The following is a 25,174-nucleotide window of genomic DNA, read 5'->3' on the forward strand; positions in this document are numbered from 1 at the left end:
GAAGTTTTTCTGGCGAATTCAGCAATTCATAAAGGCTATCGGCGTTAAGTGATCCGCTATCAGTGATCAGTGAGTTTGGTGAGTAAATTCCAGAGGTTAAATATGGTTACTAATATCAAATAACCAATAACTATTTAACGAATCACCAATCCCTAATTGGACACAACCTCCTCCACCTTCTTAACAACCGAATCAGGAGAGATCGTACGCATGACATCTTCGTATCCTTCAGGTAATTTATTCCCGTAAACTGAAGTCGGTATCAGTGGGTATTGCTCGCGGTCAGCAAGCAGGGTGTGGGATTCTGGTTGACCATAAGGTGCAAAACCGAGATAGGGATGGGTAACCCCCCAAAGGGTGACAACAGGCACACCGAACATGGCGGCCATATGCGCATTTCCGCTATCCATAGCGATCATGAGATCCAGGTTGGAAATAACGGCCAGTTCCTCGCTAAAGGAGAACCGGTTGACCAGGCTTTCAACCCGATCATATTGCTGTGCTAAACCCTCTAAAATACGTGCTTCTTCACGGCCTCCACCAAATAGCAGGATCTTGTAATCTCCCGACACACTAAGTCTTTTTATGACTTCCTCCATGAGATCGGGAGGATAAACCTTTCCGGGAAAGGCGGCAAAAGGAGCCACCCCTATCCATTTCAACGGTTCCTCACCGATGATCTTATGAGCGGCTACAGGCAATTCCCGTTTCGGGGAATACCAATTCTTACTCATGTCTATAGGGTACCCCAGTTTTTCAAAAACCTGAGCATAGCGTTCCACCGTAGGTGTAAGAGGCTTCAGATTCTTATCCTTTTCCCGGGTCAGTTCTGCTTTTTGACTCCTCCCCTTATCAAGAACTACCGTATTCAAACCCCGCAGTCTGAAGAACAGTCCGAGTACTTTACTTCTCAAGACATTGTGCAGATCGGCAACAGCGTCGGGTTTTAGCCTCATCAGCTCGCCAGAAAGTTTCCAGAGTCCGCCTATACCCCGATGCTTTATCTTAACATCAGCTTCATAAAAGTTGATGTCTTCAATCCCCTCGAACAGGGGTTTAAAGAATCCTCTTGATAAAACGGTAAGTTTCAGCTTCGGATAGGTTTTCCGCACCGCCTGAAATACGGGTACCGTCATGGCCACATCTCCAAGGGAAGACAGGCGTATCGCAAGGATATGCTTAGGGTTGTCGGACATGAAGTGGGAGTGGAATTACTTCTTTTTATTCTGGTACAATACCGGGTTCAGCTCTTCGTCGTTGTACATCTTCATCTGCTTGTATACTTTCATATACTTGTCACCCTTCTCGATATCGCTTAAGAGCTGATCGATGGCTTCAGAAAGGTCTTTGCGCTGTTCAAGAAGTATGTCCAGTTTGGCCTGACACTTGGCGCGGTGTTCGTCAGAAGCATCTTCCCGTTCGACCTCCTCTTTCATATGGTAGATCTTTAATGCGAGAATCGATAAACGGTCGATGGCCCACGCCGGACTTTCAGAATTGATGGTAGCCCTTTCGTGCGGCTTCACATCTTTGTATTTGTTCAGGAAATAGCTGTCGATATACTCAACCATATCGGTACGGTCCTGGTTGGAAGCATCGATCTTTCTCTTCAGGTCAAGCGCTGCCACCGGATCGATCTGCGGGTCACGAATAATGTCTTCGAAATGCCACTGTACCGTGTCTATCCAATTCTTTCGAAACAACAAATGTTCAACACTATCGTTTGGATATGGATTTTCAAAATCCTGGTCCACCTCGTTCTTTACGTGGTATTTCTTAATGCTTTCCTCGAAGATTCTATATGCTAATTCGCTAAACATGCTATGAAATTTTAGAGTGCAAAGATAATGGATTTTGAGTGAACAGTGAACAGTGAACAGTGAACAGTGAACAGTTATGGGTTATGGGTTATGGGTTATGGGTTAAGGATTAAGGGTTAAGGGTTAAGAGCTAAGAGCTAAGAGTTAAGGGACGTACAACCGATCACTGATAGCTGTTAGCCAAATTAGACCTTCCTGTCTCAATTCGACTAAACCTTTTATTTAAACCCTACTGAAAATGAGCAGATCCCTCTTCGCCCAAATGGGCGCATCGGGATGACTCGTTTTTAAACCTACAAAACTTTGAGGCCGCGCTTCTCGCATCCCGCTTTACTCAATTAATCCTGTTCTCACTTAGCCGCTAGCTCCCCACATTATTCTGCCTCTCGCTTCAAGTTAAGAGCTGCTAATACTACTTGTCGATAGCAAGTCATCATATGGTCCAACTGCTATCTTTGCTCCATCAAAATAGTGGTCCCTGGGTGGCTGCTGGCCAGGTATCCGCTTGATGAAGTAAACGTATAAAGCCAGGTGCTGTTTGAATCATGCCAACAAGGCATGATGAGTTCAGCTGGCTTAGTTTACGAATCCATAGCGGATGGCCAAAGACACCGGACCGGGTCCTTTCTTTTGGTTCGTTTTCTTTGGACCAGCAAAGAAAATGAACACTTACTAAAATGAAAAGCCGATTCACTTATTGGTAGTTATCATCCATCCTGAAAGAAAAACTTTCACTAATTTTAATACCATGAAAACCCACCACCTGGCCAAAGAAAATTCAGTATTGCTGCATTACCTGCAACAAATTCGTGACATTCATATTCAGAAAGACAGTATGCGTTTCAGGCGTAATCTGGAGCGTATCGGAGAGGTACTCAGCTACGAGTTAAGCAAAACCCTCGATTTCCATCCGGCTCAGGTGACCACGCCACTGGGAGAAAAAGAAACCCGTCTTGTACAGGACGACATTGTGATCTGTTCCGTTCTCAGGGCCGGCCTACCCATGCACACAGGGGTCCTGAACTATTTCGACTGGGCTGAAAATTCGTTTATTTCAGCCTATCGTTATCATACATCTGATACCGAATTCGAGATTATTGTAGAGTACCTGGCCTCTCCTTCCCTGGACAATAAGACGCTGATCCTGGTCGATCCCATGATCGCTTCAGGTCATTCCATGCTGGCCACTTTTCAGGCGTTGAATAAGGTAGGACTACCAAGGGTCATTCACCTGGTATCTGCCATCGCCGCACCGGAGGGGATCGCCTACCTGGAAAAGCACTTTCCAAAAGAAACACAATTGTGGGTAGGTGATATCGACGACCACCTCAATGACCACTCCTACATAGTGCCCGGTCTTGGAGATGCAGGAGACCTCTCCTTTGGCACCAAACTACAGCAATAAGATCCAGAAAGGCACTATCACAAATAGCCACAGCAATCCTTCTTTAAGCCATTTCCTCTTTACGGTTTCCAAATATTTGGTAAAAATGACCGACAGCGGGAATCCGACAAAGATGAGTTCTGAGGTATTCGGACTTTCGGCAAAGGCGGCAACAAGTAAAGCTACAGCCAGGTGAATCAGCACAAGTAAACCAGGCGCCCTTCCTCTGGAAGATTTACTTCTCATTTTAAAGAAATAGATCAGTACAGCTATGAACCCGAAGCCGGATAAAAAAACGATAGGGAAAAGATAGCCCGGCTCGTAGTACTTATTAAAATTGAATTCGGGCTTCATGCGGAAAATATCCAGGAAAGCTTCGACATGATCGGTCATGAAGTAATAAGTGAACGCGAGAATTGCTACCAGAAAGACCGCCACCAGGGGAATTAACAGGTTTTGATAATACTGGTAGGAATACAGAAATATGGCCATGTAAACAACGATCAGAAACAGTATGCTCCAGCTGAAGAAAAAGGCAGCTGCGCATATCCATAAAGAAGCATCGAATATTTTATTCTCCACTTCCAGCCCTGAACGAATGCTGATAAGCCGTCGTAATGCAAGAAGGATAAAAATGTTTGCCACTACCAAATTGGTGTCCAGAAATATCCTCGGGAACATGCACAGGAAAACCACGTAAAAGAGGCTGATATAGGAGTTGTTCTTCGAAAGGGTGTTCTTACGGTTGATAAAATCGATGAGCAGAACGGTAAAAATGATCAGCAATAAATTGATCAACAGCTCGGGTGTTCTGATCGCGCCCGGCTCCTGTATCGGACCGAAGATCACAAAAACCGCCACGAAAACGATGGTAAAAAGAAGAAGCAGTACGAAATTTATGGGTTTAGTTCTTCCGAAAATACTTGATATCATGGTGGGTTTTTGTATTTTTGTCGGGTAAATTTAATATAAGTTTTACTCATGAGTGACTTTTTCTACGGTATCCAGTATTTGTTTGAAGAAATTCTGTTTATCCCTCTTGACGCTTTAAGGGGAATGGAAAGCTGGTGGGCCGCCAACTTCCTGAACTGGATCTTTATGATTATCGGTTTTGTAGCTTTCCTCTATTGGATGAAGCAATTAAAGATCTTTAACGACAACAACGAAGAGAACAAAGACGTTACTGCGCATTCGTATATGTAATCGCAGTTTACCATACATTTTAAATAACCCCGGAGTCGAAAGGCTTTGGGGTTATTTGTTGGGTTATGGGTTACGGGTTATGGGTTATGGGTTATGGGTTATGGGTTATGGGTTATGAGTTTTAATGTGTAGATTATTTACTATATTTAGGTCGCTTCAATTATAACGTTATGACTCATAAAGATTTGGATGTATGGAAGCGCTCCATGAAACTCGCCAGAATGATCTATAAGGAAACTGAAATGTTTCCTGAAAGTGAACAATACGGTTTAAAAAGTCAATTGCGAAGATGCTCTGTTTCAATACCCTCCAATATAGCAGAAGGTGCCGGCCGCAAAGGAAACAGAGAACTGATACGATTCCTTTATATAGCTCTGGGATCGCTCTCAGAATTGGACACTCAGGTTGAGCTGGCTTACGATCTTTCTTATCTAAACTCCCGTAATCCTCTTATTGATGAAATTACAATAATTCGTAAGATGACGTTAAACCTAATAAAGGCTTTGCAGTAACTATCTAATGCAGTTTTGAGTCGGAATTCATTATAACCCATCCAGGCTCACCCTCTCGTAACCCATAACTCATAACCCGTAACCCGATCTATAAACCAGTTTCCTGGTTTATAGATCGAAACCAATATCCTTTCGATAATAAATCCCGTCAAAACACAATTTCTTCGCGCTGGCATATGATTTATCCAGTGCTTCCCGGTAGTCTTTTCCGAAGGAAGTAAGGGCGATGACCCGCCCACCGGAAGTTACCACCTTGCCATCGATCTGGCTGGTACCTGCATGAAACACGATAGAGTCTTCAATAGAGTCAAGACCCACGATCTCCTTGCCTTTTTCGTATGCTTCAGGGTACCCGCCGGAAACGGTCATAACCGTAGTGGCGGTGCGATCATCGATCTCCAGTTGTACCTCATCCAGGCGGCCTTCAGCCATAGCATTTAACAGCTCGACCATATCATTCTTAACCCTGGGGATCACCACTTCGGTTTCCGGATCACCCATACGCACATTGTATTCGATCACATAAGGGTCGTCACCGACTTTAATGAGTCCGATGAACACGAACCCCTTATAAGGGATATTATCTTCCTTAAAACCGTTTACAGTGGGTTTAATGATACGCTCTTCCACCTTTTTCATAAAGGCATCATCTGCAAAGGGAACAGGAGAGATCGCGCCCATACCACCGGTATTGAGTCCGGTGTCACCTTCCCCTATTCTTTTATAATCTTTAGCGGTAGGCAGGGTGAGGTAATTTTCACCGTCGGTAAGCAGGAACACGCTGAGTTCTATTCCGCTGAGAAACTCTTCGATCACCACCTTGGCGCTGGCACTACCGAACTTCTCCCCTACGAGCATGTTTTTAAGTTCGGCTTTGGCCTCATCAATATCATCAAGTATCAACACCCCTTTTCCGGCTGCCAGTCCGTCTGCCTTGAGCACATAAGGCGGCTTCAGGGTTTCCAGGAATTGAAATCCGGCCTCCAGGCTTTTGGCTGTAAAGCTTTGATAAGCCGCGGTAGGAATCTTATGGAGGGCCATGAACTCCTTGGCGGCTTCCTTGGAACCTTCAAGGATGGCCCCCGCTTTCTGCGGACCGATCACTTTCACGTGGTTGATGGCGTCATCTTTCAGAAAGAAATCATGAATACCCATTACCAGCGGATCTTCGGGGCCTACCACCACCATATCGATCTCCTTTTCGATCACCAGGTTCTTTACGGCCTGAAAATCATTGGCAGCCACCGCTATATTGGTCGCTATGCCAGCCGTTCCGGCATTACCGGGAGCCACATAGATATTCTGCGCTTTATCGCTTTGAGCGATCTTCCAGGTTAAGGTATGTTCTCTCCCGCCGGAGCCGAGAATTAGTATATTCATGATCTATTAGAATTTTCGTTATGCTTTTAACTCAAAGTTTATTCATGAACACAAAGGTAAAAAAAGGGATTGGTGATTAGGGATTAGGGATTGGAGTATTTATATAGATTTTTTTCTATATTAGTCTTGTGCATACAAACTTTCAAGATCTAAACTGTTGGAAAATGTGCAATCAGTTGAAAGAACTGATTCGCACCGAGGTATTACCTTCTTTACCCAAGGAGGAGCGTTATGATTTGCATAGCCAAATTTTGAGATCTTCCAGGTCAACTACCGCAAATATAGCAGAAGGATGGGGCAGATACCATTATAAAGAAAACATCAAATTCCTTTATATTTCCAGGGGTTCCGTAGCAGAAGTCCTCGATCATGCCTTGGAGGCAAAACAATGTGGCTACATCAACCAGGAATTGTTGAATTCAATTAGATCACACTGTGAGGACTGTATAAGATTGATAAACGGATATATTAGTTATTTAAAGAAAGCTCTTTAATTCTAATCCCAAGTCCCTATTCTCTAATCCCTGATATCAATACGCCTTCTCTTCCCCTTTAAACACATTCAACACGGTTTGCACCATGATCTTCAGGTCGAGAGCCATGGACCAGTTCTCCAGATAGAAAATATCGAATTTCACACGGTTGATAATATCGGTATCGCTTTCGATCTCACCGCGGTAACCGCGAACCTGGGCTAATCCGGTAATGCCTGGCTTAACAAAGTGCCGAACCATGTATTTATCGACCATCTGGCTGTACTGTTTGGTATGCAGCACCATATGGGGTCGTGGGCCTACAATAGACATTTGACCAAATAATACATTGTAGAACTGAGGCAGCTCATCAATACTGGTTTTGCGTATAAACCGTCCGATACGTGTCACACGCATATCTCCTTTGGTAGCCTGCTGTTTATCAGAGTCTGTATTCACGGCCATAGATCGAAACTTGAGACAGGCAAACTCTTTCGAATTAATCCCATTTCGATACTGTCTGAAAAATACAGGGCCCGGAGACTCCAGACGAATCAATAAGGCTACTAACGGGGTGAGCCATGAGAGAACAAAGACAACCACCAGCAGTGAAAAGAAAATATCAAAGGAACGCTTTAATACATAGTTAATGGAATTTTCTAAGGGGATGTCTCTCAATGAAAGAATTGGGAGGTAATCGTAATAATCGAACTTGAGGCGTTTGTTGTAAATGTATTTATTGTCCGGTATAAACTTAACTACCTTCAGGTTGTTATCAGCAAAGGCGATGATCTCCTCCAGTTGCTTATTCTTGAGTTCGGCCACCGAGCAATAGATCTCATCTATGTTCTCCTTTTTGACATAGTCACAGACCTTGTCTATGGAAAAGTCATCTTCATCTGTTGCAAACCTTTTTTTAAATACGAACCCGAACTCCAGCCGTTCCTGAAATATTTTAATTAGCTGATCAGTCTTCTTATTCTCTCCAATCACTATGGTGGTTCTGCGATTTCCTCCAATTACCTCGCGGTATCTTTGGAGTAGATAGTATACCAAAATTTTAAAGAATGAAACTAATATAAAGCAAGCGAGAAAATACTGGCCTAATAATAGCCTGCTGATCATATTTTCTTTAAAGAAACCTATAAAGGCATACAATACCAAGAAGAAGAATACAAACTGCCTGAAAAGCAAGGATAACACGAGTGGGATTTTCGTATAACGCTCAACCTCGTAGAAGTGATTTCTTACTGAAATTACTATCCAACTGAAGGTCAGATAGAAAAAGAATAGTATCGGATTATGAAGCCTTATTGGTAGAAAATATGCCAATAGCAATATCACGCTTAAATCTATAGCGTAAGAAATAGGCTTTAAAAATCCGGAAAATCTTTTCATAAACGAGAAATTAAGCTTTGTACATCTTCGAAAGCAACTCAATTAGTGGAATGGGTTTTATTTTTTCACCTAGTAAGTCATAAAGTTTATCGGTGGAACCTTTTAATATTTCGATTTCATTTTTACGAACAAATGATGGATTTACCTTTACATTGATTTCATGGCCTGCTATCTTATTCATTTCCTGAAGAATTTCCTTAATATTAATAGCATTGTTTGAAGAAACGTTGACGATCTCAGAACTAACAGTCGAATTCATCAATTGAATGTAACAATCTATAACGTAGGCTATATCGTTAAACTCTCGGTAAACATCAATATTGCCGAGTTCAATGTTTCTTTCTCTCCTTTTATAGTGTGAAACTATTTTTGGTATCAAAAATTTTTCATCCTGTCCAATCCCCGTATAATTGAAAGGTCTTACTATAATGATATTCTGAGTATCAAAATAGTGGCGGACCATATTCTCCATTACCAACTTACTATTCCCATAGTGATTTACAGGTAATGGACACATTTTCTCATCCAAAGAGCCACTTCTCCTTCCGTAAATTGCGGCACTACTGGCGATTATTATTTTAGCTGGAATGTAATCGAGACTATCAACTGCATTCAACAAATTTATACTGCCAAAGATATTCACACGATATATTAAATCCTGATCTTCACTAGCAACAAAAGAAATTGCTGCAAGATGAAAAATATAATCAGGGCGAACATCCTTAAGAGTTGTCAGCAAAGAATCCTCGTCTAAAATATCGCACTTTATATGATTATTTGAATTAGGATTTGAAAGTGTTGTTCCAAACACTTCAAATCCTAATTGCTTTAATTTGGCTTCCAGATAAACACCTGTGAAACCCGTTATACCAGTAATAAAAACTTTACCTTTAGAACGTACTTCCATTTTGATTCCTTTCAATGTCTTTTTTCACCATCATCTCACATAACTCTCTGAGAGTGGTCTTAGGCAACCAATCTAACATTTCGTGGGCTTTACTGGCGTCACCAATCAATAGATCTACCTCCGCAGGTCTATAGAATTTAGGATTTACCTGAACCAGTTTTTTGCCAGATTTGGCATCTATACCCTTTTCATCTTCTCCTGTTCCTTCCCACTCAATGTTCACATCTATTGCTTGAAAGGCCATACTTACGAAATCTCTTACCGTTCTGGTTTGATTAGTGGCTAGCACAAAAGTTCCGGGCTTATCAATTTGCAACATTTTATACATTCCTTCCACGTATTCCTTTGCATATCCCCAATCCCTTTTTGCATCTAAATTCCCAAGTTCAAGTAAATCCTGTTTTCCTAGCTTTATCTTCGCTACAGCATCACTTATTTTCCTTGTTACAAATTCCTTTCCGCGAAGAGGTGACTCATGATTAAATAAAATACCACTTGTTGCAAAAAGATCATAGGATTCCTGGTAATTTAAGGTTGCCCAATGAGCAAATACCTTAGCTACACCATAGGGACTTCTTGGATGAAATGGAGTGTCCTCATTTTGTGGTATCGCATGTACCTTTCCGAACATTTCGGAAGTAGATGCCTGATAGAATTTGATCCTAGGGTTTATAGATCTGATTGCCTCTAAAAGATTCAATGCACCTATTCCTGTGATCTGTGCTGTAGCTACCGGCTGGGTAAATGAAACCCCTACAAAACTCTGTGCCGCCAGATTGTAAATTTCATCGGGCTCCACTTGACTAATTATTCTATAAGCACTTGAAAGATCAACCAAATCATACTCTAGCAACTCTAAGTTTGGATGATCATTAATCCCTAATTCTTCAATTCTCCAAAAGTTAGTGGAACTTGTTCTTCGATATGTGCCAAATACCTTGTAACCCTTATTTAAAAGTAAATCCGCTAAATAAGCCGCATCTTGACCTGTAATGCCAGTAATTATTGCTTTTTTCATTAATTCTGCTCTAATTTCCAGTTTCTATATAATTTATCAATTAATTCTTTGAATTCGGATTCGAATCTCTCAGTTCTAAATCTTAAGGCATTATCTCTGATAACATTTTTATCAAATCTACTTTCTACCTGTTCAAAACAATTTAATGATTCTATTAATGATTCTTCCGTTTGCTCTTTGAAAAACACCCCAGAATAACGTTCTACTTCAATATTCTGCTGTGGATAAAAACCGTTAATTGTTTCTAATGCACCACCAGCTCCATAAGCAATTACTGGAACACCGCAAGCTTGGGCTTCAACGGGAGCAATTCCAAAATCCTCTTCCGCTGCAAAAATAAAAGCTCTTGACTCTTTCAATAGTTTAAGCATTTGATCCTTTTCAACAAAACCCAATAATTGTACGTTTTCAGAAGCAATTCGTTTGATTTTATCATACTCAGGTCCGTCTCCAATTACTATTAACTGTCTATCAGTGCCAGATAATGCTCTTACAATTAAGTCAATCTTTTTATACGGCACCATTCTAGAACAGGTTATATAATAATTCTTAGTGACTTCACTAATATTAAAATTGGAAGTATCAACGGGAGGGTAAATTACGAACGCCTCCTTGTTATAAGTTTTCTTTATTCTTTTGGCTATGTAATTTGAAATAGCTATATAGTAGTCCGGCCTATTTGCTGTAATCAAATCCCAAACTCTCAACTTATGTAAGAAATATTTTGCCAAGAATCCTTTGAAACCACTTTCCAATCCACTCTCTTTTAAATACTGAAAGTGAAGATCCCAAGCATAGCGAACGGGTGAATACATATATACAATATGAAGCTGATTGTGATTGGTCAATACACCTTTAGCGACTGAAGAAGAAGAAGAAATTATAAGCTCATAATCTCGTAGGTCTAATTGCTCTATTGCCAATGGAAATAATGGCAAATAATTTCTATACCTCTTCTTCCCGAAAGGTAAATTTTGAATAAATGAAGTTTGGACTTTTTTTCCTTTTAAAATTGTTTTTCTATCACTTTCGTTAAGGTCATCGACAAGTGAAAAAACATCGAAATCTTCCCATAAATTAATAAAACTTTCAACACATCTTTCAGCGCCACCATATACAGTAAACCAATCGTGAACTAAAGCTTTCTTCATTTGCTATCAATATTTTCTAAAATTCTGAATATTTTTTTTGCACTCTTACCCCAATTAAAATCCGAAATATTAGATTCTTTAATATTTTTTGGACTAACCAAAGATTTATGGATTTTATTTGCCATATCCTCAACATCATGGGGGTCAAAGTAGTATGCTGAAGATCCGCATACTTCATGAAATACGGGAATGTCTGAAACACAAACTGGTACCCCCATGCTCATTGCTTCGATTATGGGAATACCGAAACCTTCATAAAAACTAGCGAAAACAAATAATTTAGCACCCTTATAATAATCTACAAGCTCATTATCACTAATGTTTTCCAAGAACCTAACATTATCAACAGTTTTATAGTCAATATTTGAATTAAAATTATTGTTATTATTCCCGATTATATATAAAAATAAATCTTCTTGAGACATTAAATTAAATGCAGAAATTAAATTCTTAAAATTCTTTCTAGGGTGATGTGAAGAAACCGTAAGAATATAATTTTTATTATTCCCGTGACTCTTGTCTTTATCCTCAGTTATTCTAAATATTTTAGAAGGTGCATTATAAACAACGCTTATTTTCTCTTCAATTATTCCAAGTTCATTAATTAGTTCCATTTTCGAATACTCACTCACAGTTAAAATGTGTTTAGACAACTTAGCCAACTTGGGGATTAAAAAATTGTAGTAAAGTGAAAACTTCTTGGAATACCATTCTGGGTGTTTTCTAAAACCCAAATCATGAATTGTTATTACTTGAGTCAAGCAAAGTAGAGGTCCTGTATTGCACAATGATAATAATAAGCACTTTTCCTTTTTAAGATAAATCATTAGGTCAAATTGTTCCCAGGAATGACCGACAAACGTACCAATGATCTTGACATTAAATTTTTTAGCCAATCCCCAATGAATAATGTTCTTGGGCGCTACAACCTCCACATTTTTTGATTGACATAAAATAGCTGTAATTTCTGAAGCAAATCTCTGTACTCCAGTAATTGGCTGGGAAAGAAATCTTCCATTAATGATTATCTTGTTTTTTGATGGCATGTCGAAAATAAATTATTGATAATGATAAAGAATATAAAACAATTCCTGCCTGCCTAATCAAAATGGTTTCTGTGAAAGATACAGCAGTCAAAAAAAGAAAGCTTATTAACATTACATGATCCTTCGATCGTATTATTTTGTATAATAAAACTGAGCTTGCCGAAATGTAAAATGCCAAGCCTATTAACCCAGACATTAGCAAAGTGTACAATACTTGGCTATGGGGGTTGTTGGAATAAAAAGGGGGCTCGATATTCATCTTCAAATACTCTTCACCTAAAATGTCATATACGTTGTTTGTACCAACGCCAAATAATGGGTTATTACTTAAAACATCTAATGAAGCTTCTAACATTATCAACCTTTCATAACCTTCGCCCATTTGATCTATATTATTAATACGCCATAAATTATATGGTGATATGATAAATAAAACGAGTAATAAAAATGACAATAATAATGCAGTAATAATTGCTTTTTTATAATTAGAACGTTTGAACGTTATCATCACTATACTCAATAAAGTAAATACTATAGCAGAGCGTTTTCCAAGGATAATTAAAAATATAAAAGAGGTAATTGCGGATAGTGAAATGAAAATTGATTTTTTTTTAAAAAGAAGAATGATATTTAAAACTATTGTTAATCCTAATTGCATCGCAAAGTATATAGGATGGTAATTTCCATAAATAGTGTGCGGTAAATGAATAAAAGAAAAATGCTCATCCGGTCTATTATAAAATTGAATAGAATTCATTAATCCCAATATTATTGCAATCAAAGTTGAAACAGATATAATAATGGTCCAGTCTTCTAAGGATATTGGTTTTAATCCTGAAATGGAATATAATAATGGTATGAGTATGAGCGGCGCCAATCGTAATAGGAACCAAATGGTATCAAGTTCAAGATCTCTTACACTGATTACAGCAATGAGAAAGAAGAATCCTAATCCTATAAATCCCACAATAATTTTTTCCTCAAAAAATCTTTTATATTCCTTTACTGTAACCGCCAAAAAAGAAATATATACCCAAAGTGAAATAGAGTTAAGGGCTGTAGAATAAGAAATAGAACTGATTAATATAAAAACAATCAACAAGTGTAAGCTATAGGCTTTAGAGCTATTTAAATCGAACATATTTAACTATTGGATAAACGGTCATAAAAACAAATAGTGGCACTAAAAACCTAGTCAGATAAAATGGATTATATCTTGCTAATTCTAAAATCCAAATAAAGAAAAAAGGGTATACACTCCAGGCAAATAAATTTCCATTAATCAATCTAAACCATAATAAAAAGAAAGACCAAAAAATCGTTACTAAGCCTATAATTAAACCTAAAATACCGAAATCAGTATAAATCATATTAAGTCCCCCATGATTAGTAAAATCTCTCCACCTAAATTCACCATAATCAATTCTATTTTTAGATGATAGATTGATTCCCAAATTTTCCAAAACATTGGCGATCCAGTCAGAATAATGATTTGTAGTATACGCTAGTTCATTTTCTAATCCGTAATAAAATTTATTTTGTGTGTCACCATAATAAGCAAACAGCCTTTCCAAAGTCCATGAAATTTTATAACCCAAATCTAATTCTTCATTACCATATTGATTTTTGAATTGCCTTGACAATTCAAAAATCATAAAAAATATTACGAACGTAGCTATGTATTTAAACAACTTACCAATTTGAATCCTTTTTTGCTGGATAATAAGATAAACAAGAAAAAGAGGTAATACTAATTCAATTAGAGCCAAGCGCTCTGCCATAAAATATGAGCGTAGTGTGACCAGTAAAATTAATAAGCCAACTACAACTACTGAAGACTTTAATTTTTTTTGAAAACTGTAAATAATAAATGGGACAATAAAAAATAAGCATAATTGAGAGATTATATTTATCCCTCCAAACTCCTTAATTGTCGCCTTAGAAATGTTAACATTTCCCGTATAAGCGTTCAAGCCTTTAAAAACTATAAAAGCGTTCATTATAAGGGACATCAATACGAAGCAAAAAGACACTTGATACCATTTTTTAGGTATTGATGGAACTATAATATAAGTTGGATCAAGCTTTAAAAGCTTTGGATAATGAACAAATATCCTTGCTATAATTATTAAAATGGTAATAAAAAGGCAAATCAATGTATGCCAGTAAATGTCAAATACTTTTAAGAAGGGGAAAAAATTAGGTTTATACAAATATGGAACATATATCAAAAGAATATATCCAACAGTTGCAACTAAGGGGGATGCTAAATAAAATTTTGTTTTGATTTTCATGATAGATCACACAGCATTTTACTCAACTCCTCCCAACTATTAACTTTCTGTTTATTATCAAAGTTGAATTTTCTGCATTCCTCGAATACTCTATCTAAATTGCTGTAATCCCTTTCGTAGTAGAGTTTGTTTTCTCTATTAGATTTAAGGAAATTGGGAGCTATTATTGGCAAATTGCAATAGGTATATTGTTGAACCTTAAGACTATCAGTAAAGGACTCAGCCCCTTTAGAATAGCACAAAGTGTGCAAACCTATGTCTGCATATTTGACATATTTAATAGTTTCTTGAAAAGGGATTTCTCCGTAATAATGTATGTTATGTGATTTTACTTTTCTTTCTATTGGACCTATAATATGAAAGTGGATGTGGCTAAATCGTTTTGAAGCCAAACAAATAAAATCATAGTCCAGACGTGAAATACCAACAAAAACAGCATTGATAGAATTACTTTTGTATGGATTATTTTCCTCTTTATCAAATATTTCTTTGTTGATTCCATGATACTGAAGTTTCACTTTAGCCTTATTGTCCTTTTCCCTTAATTTTTTGTAAATATATTGACTCGGGACACTTATTAAATCAAAAGATTCAAGCTTTGATTGCTCATAATCTAATAACGAAGGGTGAACCCCGAGCAACTCTAAATCATCTGATACCCTATATATATACTTAGCATCCGAATTAATCTTTTTGACTGCATCTATCAAAAATAACCCTGGAGTAGATTCAAAAATAATAAAATTTGAGTCTGTTAAAAATTCTTCGATTTGGTGTAAAGGAAATTTTTGATATATTTTATAAAGATTTTTCGTCCAATTATTTAGAGCATCAATCCGAAGGTTCGCAACATGGAATGGTGTATAATGAACATATGATTTCATTCCATTATTATGGATCTTTATTTTGTTGGATTGGTAATTTAATTTATTCCCTCTAAAATTTTTAATTTGATTTAATAGACTATAAGGAGCCGTAACGAATAATACATCGAAACCTTGGCTTAATAAGGAATTCGCGATGTGATGAAAACCTGCGTTGCGTTTCGAGTCATAAAGATGTCCTGAAAATAAAACTACTTTTTTATCTTTTCCCCTCATTCTTTATAATTTTTTCAAATAATTCATAATCCTCTTTATGATTAAAGCTAGAATTATGCCATAACAGGGTAAAGTTCCCACCATAATCAAGACACCTTTTCTTTAAATTAGATGCAATAGGGAACGCATGTTTATGGTCCAGATTCATGTATTTTTTGTCTAAAAGAGAAACTTCCATACAAATTAGAGGCCTAATTACTATATTTAATTGCTTTCTATTTATTACATCGAAAAAATTATACTCCTTGGAAGTACCACAACGAAAACCAACGTGCTCCGCGAATCCTAATGTTGAATCATATATTAGTCCATTTTTATCCCAAATTAAGCTAGTTTCATTGTTCCACCTCAAATAATGTTGTCTCCCCCCTTTGAGAACATCTTGGCTAAGACCTGATTTTTCTAAAACATTAACTAAAAGTTGTTTCTCTTGTTCAAGCTCAAAAAAATTATCATATGAATAATAACTTCCATGGAGACCTATTTCGTGACCACGTTTAAATATGCGTTGAATAAGCCTAAGTACATCAGGACTGGATATATCATAATTCCCATCAATTTTCTCCTTTTTATTCCTTGCAATAAAATAAAAAGCCAAATCAACCTTTTCTTTTTCGCATGATCTCATTAGATAATCATAGGAGTTATAAGAATCATATTTTAAATTTCCCAGTATATTTATTGCGAAACTTCTCTTGAGGGTCTCAATAAATTTATATAACGATCTATCAAGTAATATATTCCTAGCAAGTCGCTTTAAAACCTTCAATCCTCGCAAGTTATATTCATAAAGAAAATCCACGTCGCAACTTACTAATAGTCTGCCAGGTTTCGAGGATATCATTTTATCTGGCCAAAGTTTAAGAATTGCTTTTCCTAATAGATCAACATAAATATCAACAATAGGATACTCCACAAGGTTTTCCTCAGATAAAATAGAACTCTTTAATGAAAATCTATCATGTTCGTCTCTTCCTGACTTATATATTTCTTCCAATCTGGTTAACATAAAAAAGGCTGAACCGAAAACATCAATACCAATTAATATTGAATCAATACTAATATGCAAAACGGGTTCACCAAACAATATTGGTATATCATATTTATGAAGAATATTTAATTTAGTGCCTACAGAAAGCTTACCAAGAGGTGTTGAAGGCAAGATTTTGCCTTTTATCCCATCTTCTCTAATATAATTCTTGAAAAAACTGAAGTCAATTTGAATAAATTTATCTTCTCTTTTCAGAAGAATGATGTCATCATTAGCCTCCTTGCTAAAAAATATCTCATACTTAAGTTCTAAAAAACCTGACAAAACCTGCTCAAGTATGTAGTGAATTTCAGGAGTATCGTATAACTCATGAAGACAGACTACTAATTTTTGAGAATTATAATTCATAACCATATTTACGTGCTAAAACTCCACAAAAATCAATTAATTCCGATCTGTCTTTATCCGCCCAATTTTCATACGCTGGAAAACTTCCAGCTCTCTGCGCATTTATTTTACTACCAAGGCAATTTTTTATATGCTTTTTTGAAATTCCTTTAGATCCGATGAAATTAATTACTTCCTCCACTTTTTCAGTATTGATCTCATTAAAATTGAGAACAATGTAATCATCTGATTTTAAGTCTTTTAAAAACCCATCAATGAACATATTGGTTTCATTCCATAACCAAGAGATCCTCTGAATATCATTTAATTCTGACCATCTTTCTGTAGATTGCATGGTAATTCGACCAATATCGTGATCATGGTTGCCACTATACCACCCTCTACGCAAACCTGATCGTACAAATTCTCCAGGATGTCGGTGAATGAATACAAACTTAGCGTTCGGGATAAACTCCTTAATCAATGGGGCGAAAAAAGTAATTCTATTGTTGGTTTCAATATAACGCTTACCATGTATAACTGACCTAAAAAAATATTGTTTTCTTGTCTGAAAAAGAAGGCTAAAGATTAATCTTCGAATATTCTTATCCAGTAAAGAATCTCCCTCGTGCAAATTGAAGATTTCCTTACTTTCAAATATCAATTCAGGAGAAGGAGCATGCTCAACAATATTATTCCGATCCTTTGATAAAATGCTTGTAAACAGCTTAGTTCCTGTCCGTCCAGTGGAAAGGAAAAAAACAGGCTCAAAATCCGAATTTAATCCCTTGATATTAAACTCATTTACACTTATTTTAGGTTGATTAAATGGGTGAATCTCATATTTCAAATAATTCAAGAGCAATTCTTCTAATTTTAACTTAATCCTACTTACCATCAACTTTTCCATACATCTTTAGATTGTCCAATTTTTTATAATGTTCAATATCCCTTTCACCAATCTTCTTTAAGCCAGATAGCCCCATTATGGCATACTCTGGTATTTTACCGTGCACTATACAGCCTGCTCCAATTATTGCACCTTCTCCAATTTTTGATCCTGGTAGAATTGTTACTCCAATACCAATCCAAACATTTCGTTCAATCATAACACTTTTGAAAGTAAAGGAATCATCGTAGGGTAATTTGGCGCCTTTATAATTGTGGTTGTGGGTGTAAATGGTGACGTTCCGTGCAATATGAGTATTTTCACATATTTTAAGTCCTCCTTCTCCCCGGATAAAAGCACCTTCACCGATATGGACATTATCTTCTAATACAATATTAGATAAACCAGTAATTTTAGAAACTCCATTGAACCTTACTCCCTTTCCAACACTTTTACATTCACTTTTATAACGATGCGAATAGTAAGAATTAAGAGACTTTTTAGATATTTTTTCCAAAATACTGAATATAAAGCCAATCAATCGCCACATACTTAATTAATTAATTTGTTAGCAACTAGATAATAATAACCTAAAAATATCGCATAAATTACACTGAAAATAGTGGTGTAAATTATCAAAAACTGCTCTATACTCCAATCCAAGAAATTTGCTAGTAAAACTATAGTAATAAGAGCTAAAAGAAGAATCACATTGTTTAGCAAAACCTTTGATTGTTTTTCAAAGACAGTCAGTGTTGTAGAAAGTGAAGAGCTAACTAGCCGAATAACAAATAATGGCAGCATTATTATTGCAAAATTGGCAGCTTCAAGCCATTCAGGACCGAAAATTAAAAGGAAGATATTTTCTATTAATAAATAACCAAGCAAAAGAGCACATAAGCCAATAATTCCAACCTCCTTAAATGTCTTCATGAATATCGCTGAAGATGCTCCAGAATTTAGTCTCTCATCACTAGCTTCCTTAAAATATACCTGACTAAATGATCTTCCAATGACGGATAGCGGCAGGCCTAAAAGCTTAAATGCGATAAAATAAAAGCCCAGTATTTCAGGTGAATACAGTCCGAGCAAGAAAATATTATTTAATTCAATACTAGCAATGTTAGCCAATGAAGCTGGGAATGAATATAAAGGAAATTTTTTATGCTTAATTAGTAATTCCTTACTATCATTTATGAGATTAAACTTTAAACTCTTAAGGAATTTTAATCTAGAAAATGGGTAAAGAGATAAAAAGCTTCCAACGACAGCCCCAAGTAGCAACCCTTTAAAGTCCAACCCCATAAAATAAAGAGAAACTTGAGCAATTAAGGCTAAGATACTCTTTAAAACTAAAGACAATGAAATAGTATTATAATTATTGCTTTTAATTGAGAAATAATTAAATAAATTAAAAATAGCTAAGGTAATCGCGCCTGTTAAAAGAATAGGCCAGATTTCAATTAGTTTATGATAATCATTAAAGTATATCGATTCGAGTAAGATTCCTTTTACGGATAGAAGAAGTAATCCTGCAATTATTCCAAAAATGAATATCAATCCTAAACCTATTAAAAGTAACCGTTTAGATTTGATTATACTCTCCTCAATTACAATCGCCAATTCATATCTCAAAGTAAAAACGAGACTAGAAATTGAGATTATAGACAACCCTGTAGCAAATAATCCAAAATCTTCAGGATCATACATTTTAGCTAATAATATTGAAGCAATAATATTAACTAACTGTGCAATACTTGTCCCTGATAAAAGACTTATTACATTGCGTATTCTTGGTGAGAAGAAATTGGTATTTATCGCCATTCAATTATTACTAAAACCAAAGAATATTTACTTTTTCACTTAATTGAAGAATAAAGATGAATGATAGTCCCCTTTAAGACCGATTGGCTTAGAATTTCGAATTTCATGAACTATTTCAATAGCCCTTCTAGCAGCTTCCAATCCATAACCGCGGCCATCGATTATGTCCCTATATACCATGGAGTGCAAATCGGTAAATCCTCCGCTAAATTCAAGCTCCTCTCCGTTTATGATAATAGATCTGAATGTGGTTTTGCCTTGTTCTTGTGCTTCCGGCGGCAAGTATTTTGAATTAATTGATAAAAACCATCTTACACGGGCATTTTCAAATTCAAGGTATCCAGCCGCGCGATCCTTTTCATGAACATGGACTATATTTTCCTGAACATCTCCAAAAATCCAACCTAACATATCGTAGAAATGTACTCCAATATTTGTAGCAATCCCGCCAGATTTTTCTAAATCTCCCTTCCATGAAGTTTGATACCAATGCCCTCTTGAAGTTAGGTATGTAAGATCCACCTCAAATTTGGTGCCTTTTGGAGAATTATCGACCTTCCGCTTTAATTCAATAATGCTTGGATGCACTCTCAACTGAAGGATATTATATACCTTTTTACCTGTTTTCTCTTCAACCTTTTGCAACTTATCTATATTCCAAGGATTCAATACTAAGGGTTTTTCACAGATAGCATCAGCACCGCTCCTTAGTGCGAACCTAATGTGGGCATCATGTAGATAGTTAGGAGAACAAATGCTAACATAGTCTAGAAAGACGTTAGAATCATATTTCAATTTTTCAATATGCCTGTCAAATCTCTCAAATTCAACAAAGAAATCGGCATTTGGGAAATAGGAGTCTATAATCCCTACGCTGTCAGTTTTGTCAACTGCAGCAAGCAAGTTATTCCCCGTATCTTTTATAGCTTTCATATGCCTAGGGGCTATGTACCCTGCAGCACCTACTAATGCAAAATTCTTCATTGTATAAATTTTTTTATTATATCACAGATATATTGAACCTCCTCTTCAAAAAGATATGGGTTCATAGGTAAGCTTAGTACCGTTTTGGATTTTTGTTCTGAAACTAAGAAATCTCCTTTTTCGTAACTCAGATACTGAAAGCACTCCTGCAGATGCAGCGGGATCGGATAATGGACTGCAGTTGGGATACCATTTTGAGCTAGAAAATCCTGCAACTCTTCTCTGTTATCTACTTCTATTGTATATTGAGCGTAAACCGAGGTGTTGAATTCTTGCAAGTAAGGTGTAGTAACGATATCTGCCAATTCATTAGAGTACCAATTCGCAACTTTTTGTCTCCTTTCAATGTCTTTCTCATAGTTCTTCAACTTTATATTGAGAATTCCTGCCTGAAGATTGTCTAGACGCCCACCGATACCAATATATTTATGGATATACCGTTTAGTTTGCCCATGTACTCTAAGTGCATGCATTTTTTCATAGAGGAGTCTATCTGAAGTAAAAACCGCCCCGCCATCGCCAAAACAGCCCAAAGGTTTAGCGGGAAAAAAGCTCGTACAGGCAATTGTTGACAATCCGCAACTTCTCCTACCCCTATAGGTGGCTCCAAAGCTCTGTGCAGCGTCCTCTATCACAAATAAACCATTGTCCTTTGCAATCTTGTTGATTGCATCCATATCACTTATTTGACCGTACAAGGATACAGGTATAATAGCCTTGGTTCGAGAAGTTATAGATTTCTCAATTTTATTCGGATCAATATTATATGTTCGGGGGTCGATATCAACAAAAACAGGTTTTGCTCCTAAAAATGCAATGGCCTCAGCAGTAGCTATAAAGGTAAAGGGCGTGGTTATGACCTCATCGTCTGCGCCAATATTCAAAGCCATTAAGGCAAGAATTAACGCGTCTGTTCCGGAAGCACACCCCAAAGCATATTCCGAACCGACGTAATTCTTCAAACTCTCCTCGAGTTGAGAAGTTTGTTCACCGAGAATAAATTGGGCATTTGAAAATATGTCGGTTGTAATATTATCTATTTCGACCTTATTTTCCAAATAGGACTTATCAAGACTGGCAAAGTCTATTTTCATTTAATTCTTTTTAAGTTATTGTTCTCCAATTGGTATTCTTGTCCACTCTCAGGACATATCCCAACCTTATGTTCATTAAAATCGAGCCTATGACCATATTCACTCACCCAACCTATCTGTTTTGCGGGATTTCCTACCAATAATGCATACGGTAAAACGTCCTTTGTGACAACAGCTCCAGCACCTATGAGTGCATACTCTCCGATAGTATTCCCGCACACAACCGTGGCATTAGCTCCAATTGAAGCCCCCTTCTTGACTAAAGTCTGAACATAACTACCCTTCCTCACTACCGCACTTCTAGGATTAAGAATGTTGGTGAACACCATTGATGGACCTAAAAAAACATCATCCTCGCAAATTACACCGGAATACACTGAAACGTTATTTTGAATCTTAACATTACTGCCTAATATCACCTTTGGCGATATCACAACATTTTGGCCAATGTTACAATTTTCTCCAATCCTTGAGTCAGACATAACATGGGAAAAATGCCAGATTTTCGTCCCTTCACCAATTACGCAGCCATCATCAATATAGCTACTTTCATGAGAAAAAAATTTTAACATAATTAAAGTCTTGCAGTTACTTTATCCTTAGGAAAAAAGCTCTTAATATCATAAACAACAGATGTAGGATTTCTTTTTAAATCCTCGATATTTAATTCCCGAAATTCTTCATGACCAACTGCCATAACAATTGCGTCATATGTTTGATTCAAGTTTTTAAGAAGTTCAATTCCGTACTCTCTTTTTACCTCGACAGGAGAGGCATGTTTATCATACACATCCACTGTAACACCAAATCCTTCCAGCTCCTGAATCATATCTATAACACGAGAATTTCTAATGTCTGGACAGTTCTCCTTAAAAGTTATTCCTAAAACCAATACTCGAGACCTCTTAACTTTTAATTCATGTTTGACCATTAATTTTATGACATTATTAGCTACAAAAATACCCATATTATCATTGATCCTTCTTCCCGACAATATGACTTGAGGATGATATCCCACACTTTCCGCTTTGTGGGTAAGGTAGTAGGGATCGACACCGATACAATGCCCTCCAACCAGTCCAGGTCTAAAGGGTAAAAAATTCCATTTTGTTCCAGCTGCCTCAAGAACCTCCACAGTATCAATTCTTAATTTATCAAAAATAAGGGCTAATTCATTAACTAAAGAAATGTTTAAATCTCTCTGAGTGTTTTCAATAATCTTAGACGCTTCCGCAATCTTTATAGAAGAAGCCTTATGAGTGCCCGCCTTGACAATCGAACTATATAACTCATTAACGAGCTCTGCAGTTTCTGGGGTACTTCCAGACGTTACTTTAACAATGTTATGTACCCGATTCACCTTATCTCCAGGATTTATTCTTTCCGGTGAATAACCGCAGAAAAAATCTTCGTTAAATTTTAGGCCGCTAACTTCTTCCAAAACAGGAACACAATCCTCCTCAGTACAACCAGGATAAACCGTTGACTCATAAATCACAACATCATTCTTTTTAAGATACCTTCCAACTGTTCGACTTGCGGAAAGCAAAGGTTTAAGATCTGGTTGTTTAAATCGATCTATTGGAGTTGGAACTGTAATAATAAATACCGTACATTCCCTTAGCGTGCTTTCATCATTAGAATATGAGATGTTCTTAAGGTTTTTTAAATCTATTTCTTCAACTTCATCGGTTATATCCCTACCATTGTTTAGGTCCTTAATCCTATTTTGATCTATATCAAACCCTAATACCTGAAAGTTGTTTTTTGCAAATTCAACGGCGAGAGGCAGTCCTACATAGCCCAGACCGACAATTGCAATTTTTGAATCTTTCAAACTTCTATTTCTCATTTGTCGTATTTTTTAAACAACTTTTTAACCAATTGTGACTCCCCTTTAGGCAGAATTAAAATTTTATTATCTACCTGAACAACGTTTAAATTTTCTATTCCAACTCCTAGAAATTCCATATCACCATAACAATCCACGTTTCGTACTTCAAGCCCTTTTAAGGGCTTAACGCTCTCGTTGTCTCCGAAAGAATTGAAGTATTTAAAAAATGCATCGAAACTTCCTAAATCATTCCATTCAAAATCAGCAGCTACAGTCTTTATTATTGCAGATTTTTCAAAAACTGCGTAATCGACACTATCTTCCGGAATTTCTCTCATCAGATCTGCTGTTACTCCACCTTGGAAAGCCCTTTGCGTCTTTTCAAAAATATCAGGACTGTGTTTTTGAAGCTCTGACAAAAACAATCCCGCCTTAAAACAGAACATGCCACTGTTCCAATAGAAATTACCCTTCTCCAAGAACTGTTTGGCTGTTTTTTCATCCGGTTTTTCTCGGAAGCTTATTACCCTATCACCAACGAATTCGATATAACCAAAACCCGTTTCCGGATGTTCCGGTTTGATAGAGAATGTTACCAGGAAATTGTCTTTTGCCAGTTCGATTGCGCGATTCACCACTTGAGTATATGCTAACCCTTCTCCGATCATGTGATCACTTGGTGTCACAAACAAAATATCCTCTGGATCCACCGAAAAAGCTGCCAGTGCAATCGCCGGAGCCGTGTTCCTGGGTACAGGCTCTAAGACGACATGATCAAAGGAACGATCTAACTCCTGAATCTGCTCCTTTGCTATTTCGTAATGCTTCTCATTTGTAAGGATCATCAGCGCATCCACCAGGTCCTCATTTCTTTTCACTGTGTGCTGGAACAAAGATCGATTATCAAAAATCTTCAGGAATTGTTTTGGGTTCTCAGGAGTTGACAAAGGCCATAGCCTGGTACCAAATCCCCCACTTAATATGGTATTTATGATTCTTGGCATGCTGTATTATCGTAGGTTAAAGATTCTTAAGCGGCAAAAATACGATAAGACTTGAGGTTGACAAATATTTTCTATGTTAATGTTTACGGGTGTTAAGTTAGAAGTTGGGGATTGTTTTCGTGAATCGTGAGTCGGGAGTCGGGAGTGATGAAATGTAAACTCTGGATAACTGATAATGTTTTAAGTTAAAGGTTGCAAGCTAGAGGTTAAAAGTTGGTGTTGAGGATCTGTGATTTGTTATTCGTAAGAAGGGAAATGAGCAACTTAAATACCGGATAACCCTTAACAAGTTAACTAGATAACATACTGATTTAGAAGTTAAATGCTAGAGGTTAAAAGTTGGTGTTGGTTAATTAGGTGAGTTGGGTGAATTGGGTGATTGGAGATTCGTGAGTCGGGAGTCGGGAGACGTTAGACGTTAGACGTTAGACGTTAGACGTTAGACGTTAGACGTTAGACGTTAGACGTTAGACGTTAGACG

The 25,174-nt window shown here is 37.0% G+C and carries 25 protein-coding genes; 4 read left to right on the top strand and 21 right to left on the bottom strand.

Annotated elements, in window-relative coordinates:
- Positions 1 to 152: 152 nt before the first annotated feature.
- Positions 153 to 1,196: a glycosyltransferase family 9 protein gene (locus K7R10_RS13680; protein WP_224485293.1), complete on the bottom strand. Its 1,044-nt coding sequence runs from the start codon at positions 1,194 to 1,196 to the stop codon at positions 153 to 155.
- Between the two features lie 15 nt (positions 1,197 to 1,211).
- Positions 1,212 to 1,820, bottom strand: a complete 609-nt coding sequence (locus tag K7R10_RS13685; protein WP_224485294.1) for a DUF4254 domain-containing protein — start codon at positions 1,818 to 1,820, stop codon at positions 1,212 to 1,214.
- A gap of 748 nt (positions 1,821 to 2,568) precedes the next feature.
- On the opposite strand from K7R10_RS13685, the gene upp reads away from it, so the two are divergent.
- Complete coding sequence (upp, locus tag K7R10_RS13690; RefSeq protein ID WP_224485295.1) at positions 2,569 to 3,225, top strand: uracil phosphoribosyltransferase; 657 nt, start codon at positions 2,569 to 2,571, stop codon at positions 3,223 to 3,225.
- On the opposite strand, the gene K7R10_RS13695 is transcribed toward upp, so the two are convergent.
- Entirely contained in the window at positions 3,214 to 4,137 is a 924-nt protein-coding gene (locus K7R10_RS13695) for a DUF6427 family protein (protein ID WP_224485296.1), read from the bottom strand. The genes upp and K7R10_RS13695 overlap by 12 nt on opposite strands.
- A gap of 48 nt (positions 4,138 to 4,185) precedes the next feature.
- Between K7R10_RS13695 and K7R10_RS13700 the strand changes: the two genes are divergently transcribed.
- The gene (locus tag K7R10_RS13700; protein ID WP_224485297.1) at positions 4,186 to 4,407 is read left to right on the top strand and encodes a DUF6341 family protein; all 222 of its coding nucleotides are present in this window, start codon (positions 4,186 to 4,188) and stop codon (positions 4,405 to 4,407) included.
- Positions 4,408 to 4,577: 170 nt separating this feature from the next.
- Entirely contained in the window at positions 4,578 to 4,919 is a 342-nt protein-coding gene (locus K7R10_RS13705; protein WP_224485298.1) for a four helix bundle protein, read from the top strand.
- A gap of 108 nt (positions 4,920 to 5,027) precedes the next feature.
- Here the strand turns inward: K7R10_RS13705 and purD are convergent, their stop codons facing one another.
- Entirely contained in the window at positions 5,028 to 6,299 is a 1,272-nt protein-coding gene (purD, locus tag K7R10_RS13710) for a phosphoribosylamine--glycine ligase (protein ID WP_224485299.1), read from the bottom strand.
- 128 nt (positions 6,300 to 6,427) lie between these two features.
- Between purD and K7R10_RS13715 the strand changes: the two genes are divergently transcribed.
- Positions 6,428 to 6,793 (top strand): four helix bundle protein, encoded by a 366-nt coding sequence (locus K7R10_RS13715; protein WP_224485300.1) that lies wholly within the window; start codon positions 6,428 to 6,430, stop codon positions 6,791 to 6,793.
- Positions 6,794 to 6,829: 36 nt separating this feature from the next.
- On the opposite strand, the gene K7R10_RS13720 is transcribed toward K7R10_RS13715, so the two are convergent.
- The 17 genes from K7R10_RS13720 to K7R10_RS13800 are packed head-to-tail and all read right to left on the bottom strand — an operon-like array spanning position 6,830 to position 24,693.
- The gene (locus tag K7R10_RS13720) at positions 6,830 to 8,170 is read right to left on the bottom strand and encodes an undecaprenyl-phosphate glucose phosphotransferase (protein WP_224485301.1); all 1,341 of its coding nucleotides are present in this window, start codon (positions 8,168 to 8,170) and stop codon (positions 6,830 to 6,832) included.
- A 10-nt stretch (positions 8,171 to 8,180) separates the two neighbouring features.
- On the bottom strand, positions 8,181 to 9,077 hold the full coding sequence (locus K7R10_RS13725; protein WP_224485302.1) for a GDP-mannose 4,6-dehydratase: 897 nt from the start codon (positions 9,075 to 9,077) through the stop codon (positions 8,181 to 8,183).
- Positions 9,061 to 10,095: a GDP-mannose 4,6-dehydratase gene (gene gmd, locus K7R10_RS13730; RefSeq protein WP_224485303.1), complete on the bottom strand. Its 1,035-nt coding sequence runs from the start codon at positions 10,093 to 10,095 to the stop codon at positions 9,061 to 9,063. The genes K7R10_RS13725 and gmd overlap by 17 nt, the downstream gene beginning before the upstream one ends.
- On the bottom strand, positions 10,095 to 11,246 hold the full coding sequence (locus K7R10_RS13735) for a glycosyltransferase (RefSeq protein WP_224485304.1): 1,152 nt from the start codon (positions 11,244 to 11,246) through the stop codon (positions 10,095 to 10,097). Before K7R10_RS13735 ends, gmd begins: the two co-directional genes overlap by 1 nt.
- Positions 11,243 to 12,292, bottom strand: a complete 1,050-nt coding sequence (locus tag K7R10_RS13740; protein ID WP_224485305.1) for a glycosyltransferase family 4 protein — start codon at positions 12,290 to 12,292, stop codon at positions 11,243 to 11,245. Before K7R10_RS13740 ends, K7R10_RS13735 begins: the two co-directional genes overlap by 4 nt.
- On the bottom strand, positions 12,264 to 13,433 hold the full coding sequence (locus tag K7R10_RS13745) for an O-antigen ligase family protein (protein WP_224485306.1): 1,170 nt from the start codon (positions 13,431 to 13,433) through the stop codon (positions 12,264 to 12,266). The genes K7R10_RS13740 and K7R10_RS13745 overlap by 29 nt, the downstream gene beginning before the upstream one ends.
- Positions 13,417 to 14,586, bottom strand: a complete 1,170-nt coding sequence (locus tag K7R10_RS13750) for a hypothetical protein (protein WP_224485307.1) — start codon at positions 14,584 to 14,586, stop codon at positions 13,417 to 13,419. Before K7R10_RS13750 ends, K7R10_RS13745 begins: the two co-directional genes overlap by 17 nt.
- Positions 14,583 to 15,686: a GumK N-terminal domain-containing glycosyltransferase gene (locus K7R10_RS13755; protein WP_224485308.1), complete on the bottom strand. Its 1,104-nt coding sequence runs from the start codon at positions 15,684 to 15,686 to the stop codon at positions 14,583 to 14,585. The genes K7R10_RS13750 and K7R10_RS13755 overlap by 4 nt, the downstream gene beginning before the upstream one ends.
- The gene (locus K7R10_RS13760; protein ID WP_224485309.1) at positions 15,670 to 17,085 is read right to left on the bottom strand and encodes a polysaccharide deacetylase family protein; all 1,416 of its coding nucleotides are present in this window, start codon (positions 17,083 to 17,085) and stop codon (positions 15,670 to 15,672) included. Before K7R10_RS13760 ends, K7R10_RS13755 begins: the two co-directional genes overlap by 17 nt.
- Positions 17,075 to 17,974, bottom strand: coding sequence for a sulfotransferase (locus tag K7R10_RS13765; RefSeq protein WP_224485310.1), 900 nt, complete (start codon positions 17,972 to 17,974; stop codon positions 17,075 to 17,077). Before K7R10_RS13765 ends, K7R10_RS13760 begins: the two co-directional genes overlap by 11 nt.
- Positions 17,952 to 18,503, bottom strand: a complete 552-nt coding sequence (locus tag K7R10_RS13770) for an acyltransferase (protein ID WP_224485311.1) — start codon at positions 18,501 to 18,503, stop codon at positions 17,952 to 17,954. Before K7R10_RS13770 ends, K7R10_RS13765 begins: the two co-directional genes overlap by 23 nt.
- Before the next feature lie 2 nt (positions 18,504 to 18,505).
- Positions 18,506 to 19,777 (bottom strand): lipopolysaccharide biosynthesis protein, encoded by a 1,272-nt coding sequence (locus K7R10_RS13775; RefSeq protein WP_224485312.1) that lies wholly within the window; start codon positions 19,775 to 19,777, stop codon positions 18,506 to 18,508.
- 39 nt (positions 19,778 to 19,816) lie between these two features.
- Positions 19,817 to 20,761, bottom strand: a complete 945-nt coding sequence (locus tag K7R10_RS13780) for a Gfo/Idh/MocA family protein (protein ID WP_224485313.1) — start codon at positions 20,759 to 20,761, stop codon at positions 19,817 to 19,819.
- Entirely contained in the window at positions 20,758 to 21,855 is a 1,098-nt protein-coding gene (locus K7R10_RS13785; protein ID WP_224485314.1) for a DegT/DnrJ/EryC1/StrS family aminotransferase, read from the bottom strand. Before K7R10_RS13785 ends, K7R10_RS13780 begins: the two co-directional genes overlap by 4 nt.
- Positions 21,852 to 22,427, bottom strand: a complete 576-nt coding sequence (locus tag K7R10_RS13790; protein WP_224485315.1) for an acyltransferase — start codon at positions 22,425 to 22,427, stop codon at positions 21,852 to 21,854. The genes K7R10_RS13785 and K7R10_RS13790 overlap by 4 nt, the downstream gene beginning before the upstream one ends.
- Before the next feature lie 2 nt (positions 22,428 to 22,429).
- Positions 22,430 to 23,707 carry a nucleotide sugar dehydrogenase gene (locus K7R10_RS13795; protein WP_224485316.1) on the bottom strand — a complete coding sequence of 426 codons (1,278 nt, stop codon included), beginning with the start codon at positions 23,705 to 23,707 and terminating at the stop codon, positions 22,430 to 22,432.
- Positions 23,704 to 24,693, bottom strand: coding sequence for a mannose-1-phosphate guanylyltransferase (locus tag K7R10_RS13800; protein ID WP_224485317.1), 990 nt, complete (start codon positions 24,691 to 24,693; stop codon positions 23,704 to 23,706). Before K7R10_RS13800 ends, K7R10_RS13795 begins: the two co-directional genes overlap by 4 nt.
- Between the last annotated feature and the right edge of the window lie 481 nt (positions 24,694 to 25,174).

Source organism: Robertkochia aurantiaca (assembly GCF_020166495.1).
Lineage (GTDB): Bacteria > Bacteroidota > Bacteroidia > Flavobacteriales > Flavobacteriaceae > Robertkochia > Robertkochia aurantiaca.

Coding starts and splice junctions, on each gene's coding strand:
- K7R10_RS13680 (WP_224485293.1), bottom strand. CDS start 1,196: ATGTCCGACAACCCTAAGCATATCCTTGCGATACGCCTGTCTTCCCTT.
- K7R10_RS13685 (WP_224485294.1), bottom strand. CDS start 1,820: ATGTTTAGCGAATTAGCATATAGAATCTTCGAGGAAAGCATTAAGAAA.
- upp (WP_224485295.1), top strand. CDS start 2,569: ATGAAAACCCACCACCTGGCCAAAGAAAATTCAGTATTGCTGCATTAC.
- K7R10_RS13695 (WP_224485296.1), bottom strand. CDS start 4,137: ATGATATCAAGTATTTTCGGAAGAACTAAACCCATAAATTTCGTACTG.
- K7R10_RS13700 (WP_224485297.1), top strand. CDS start 4,186: ATGAGTGACTTTTTCTACGGTATCCAGTATTTGTTTGAAGAAATTCTG.
- K7R10_RS13705 (WP_224485298.1), top strand. CDS start 4,578: ATGACTCATAAAGATTTGGATGTATGGAAGCGCTCCATGAAACTCGCC.
- purD (WP_224485299.1), bottom strand. CDS start 6,299: ATGAATATACTAATTCTCGGCTCCGGCGGGAGAGAACATACCTTAACC.
- K7R10_RS13720 (WP_224485301.1), bottom strand. CDS start 8,170: ATGAAAAGATTTTCCGGATTTTTAAAGCCTATTTCTTACGCTATAGAT.
- K7R10_RS13725 (WP_224485302.1), bottom strand. CDS start 9,077: ATGGAAGTACGTTCTAAAGGTAAAGTTTTTATTACTGGTATAACGGGT.
- gmd (WP_224485303.1), bottom strand. CDS start 10,095: ATGAAAAAAGCAATAATTACTGGCATTACAGGTCAAGATGCGGCTTAT.
- K7R10_RS13735 (WP_224485304.1), bottom strand. CDS start 11,246: ATGAAGAAAGCTTTAGTTCACGATTGGTTTACTGTATATGGTGGCGCT.
- K7R10_RS13740 (WP_224485305.1), bottom strand. CDS start 12,292: ATGCCATCAAAAAACAAGATAATCATTAATGGAAGATTTCTTTCCCAG.
- K7R10_RS13745 (WP_224485306.1), bottom strand. CDS start 13,433: ATGTTCGATTTAAATAGCTCTAAAGCCTATAGCTTACACTTGTTGATT.
- K7R10_RS13750 (WP_224485307.1), bottom strand. CDS start 14,586: ATGAAAATCAAAACAAAATTTTATTTAGCATCCCCCTTAGTTGCAACT.
- K7R10_RS13755 (WP_224485308.1), bottom strand. CDS start 15,686: ATGAGGGGAAAAGATAAAAAAGTAGTTTTATTTTCAGGACATCTTTAT.
- K7R10_RS13760 (WP_224485309.1), bottom strand. CDS start 17,085: ATGAATTATAATTCTCAAAAATTAGTAGTCTGTCTTCATGAGTTATAC.
- K7R10_RS13765 (WP_224485310.1), bottom strand. CDS start 17,974: ATGGAAAAGTTGATGGTAAGTAGGATTAAGTTAAAATTAGAAGAATTG.
- K7R10_RS13770 (WP_224485311.1), bottom strand. CDS start 18,503: ATGTGGCGATTGATTGGCTTTATATTCAGTATTTTGGAAAAAATATCT.
- K7R10_RS13775 (WP_224485312.1), bottom strand. CDS start 19,777: ATGGCGATAAATACCAATTTCTTCTCACCAAGAATACGCAATGTAATA.
- K7R10_RS13780 (WP_224485313.1), bottom strand. CDS start 20,761: ATGAAGAATTTTGCATTAGTAGGTGCTGCAGGGTACATAGCCCCTAGG.
- K7R10_RS13785 (WP_224485314.1), bottom strand. CDS start 21,855: ATGAAAATAGACTTTGCCAGTCTTGATAAGTCCTATTTGGAAAATAAG.
- K7R10_RS13790 (WP_224485315.1), bottom strand. CDS start 22,427: ATGTTAAAATTTTTTTCTCATGAAAGTAGCTATATTGATGATGGCTGC.
- K7R10_RS13795 (WP_224485316.1), bottom strand. CDS start 23,707: ATGAGAAATAGAAGTTTGAAAGATTCAAAAATTGCAATTGTCGGTCTG.
- K7R10_RS13800 (WP_224485317.1), bottom strand. CDS start 24,693: ATGCCAAGAATCATAAATACCATATTAAGTGGGGGATTTGGTACCAGG.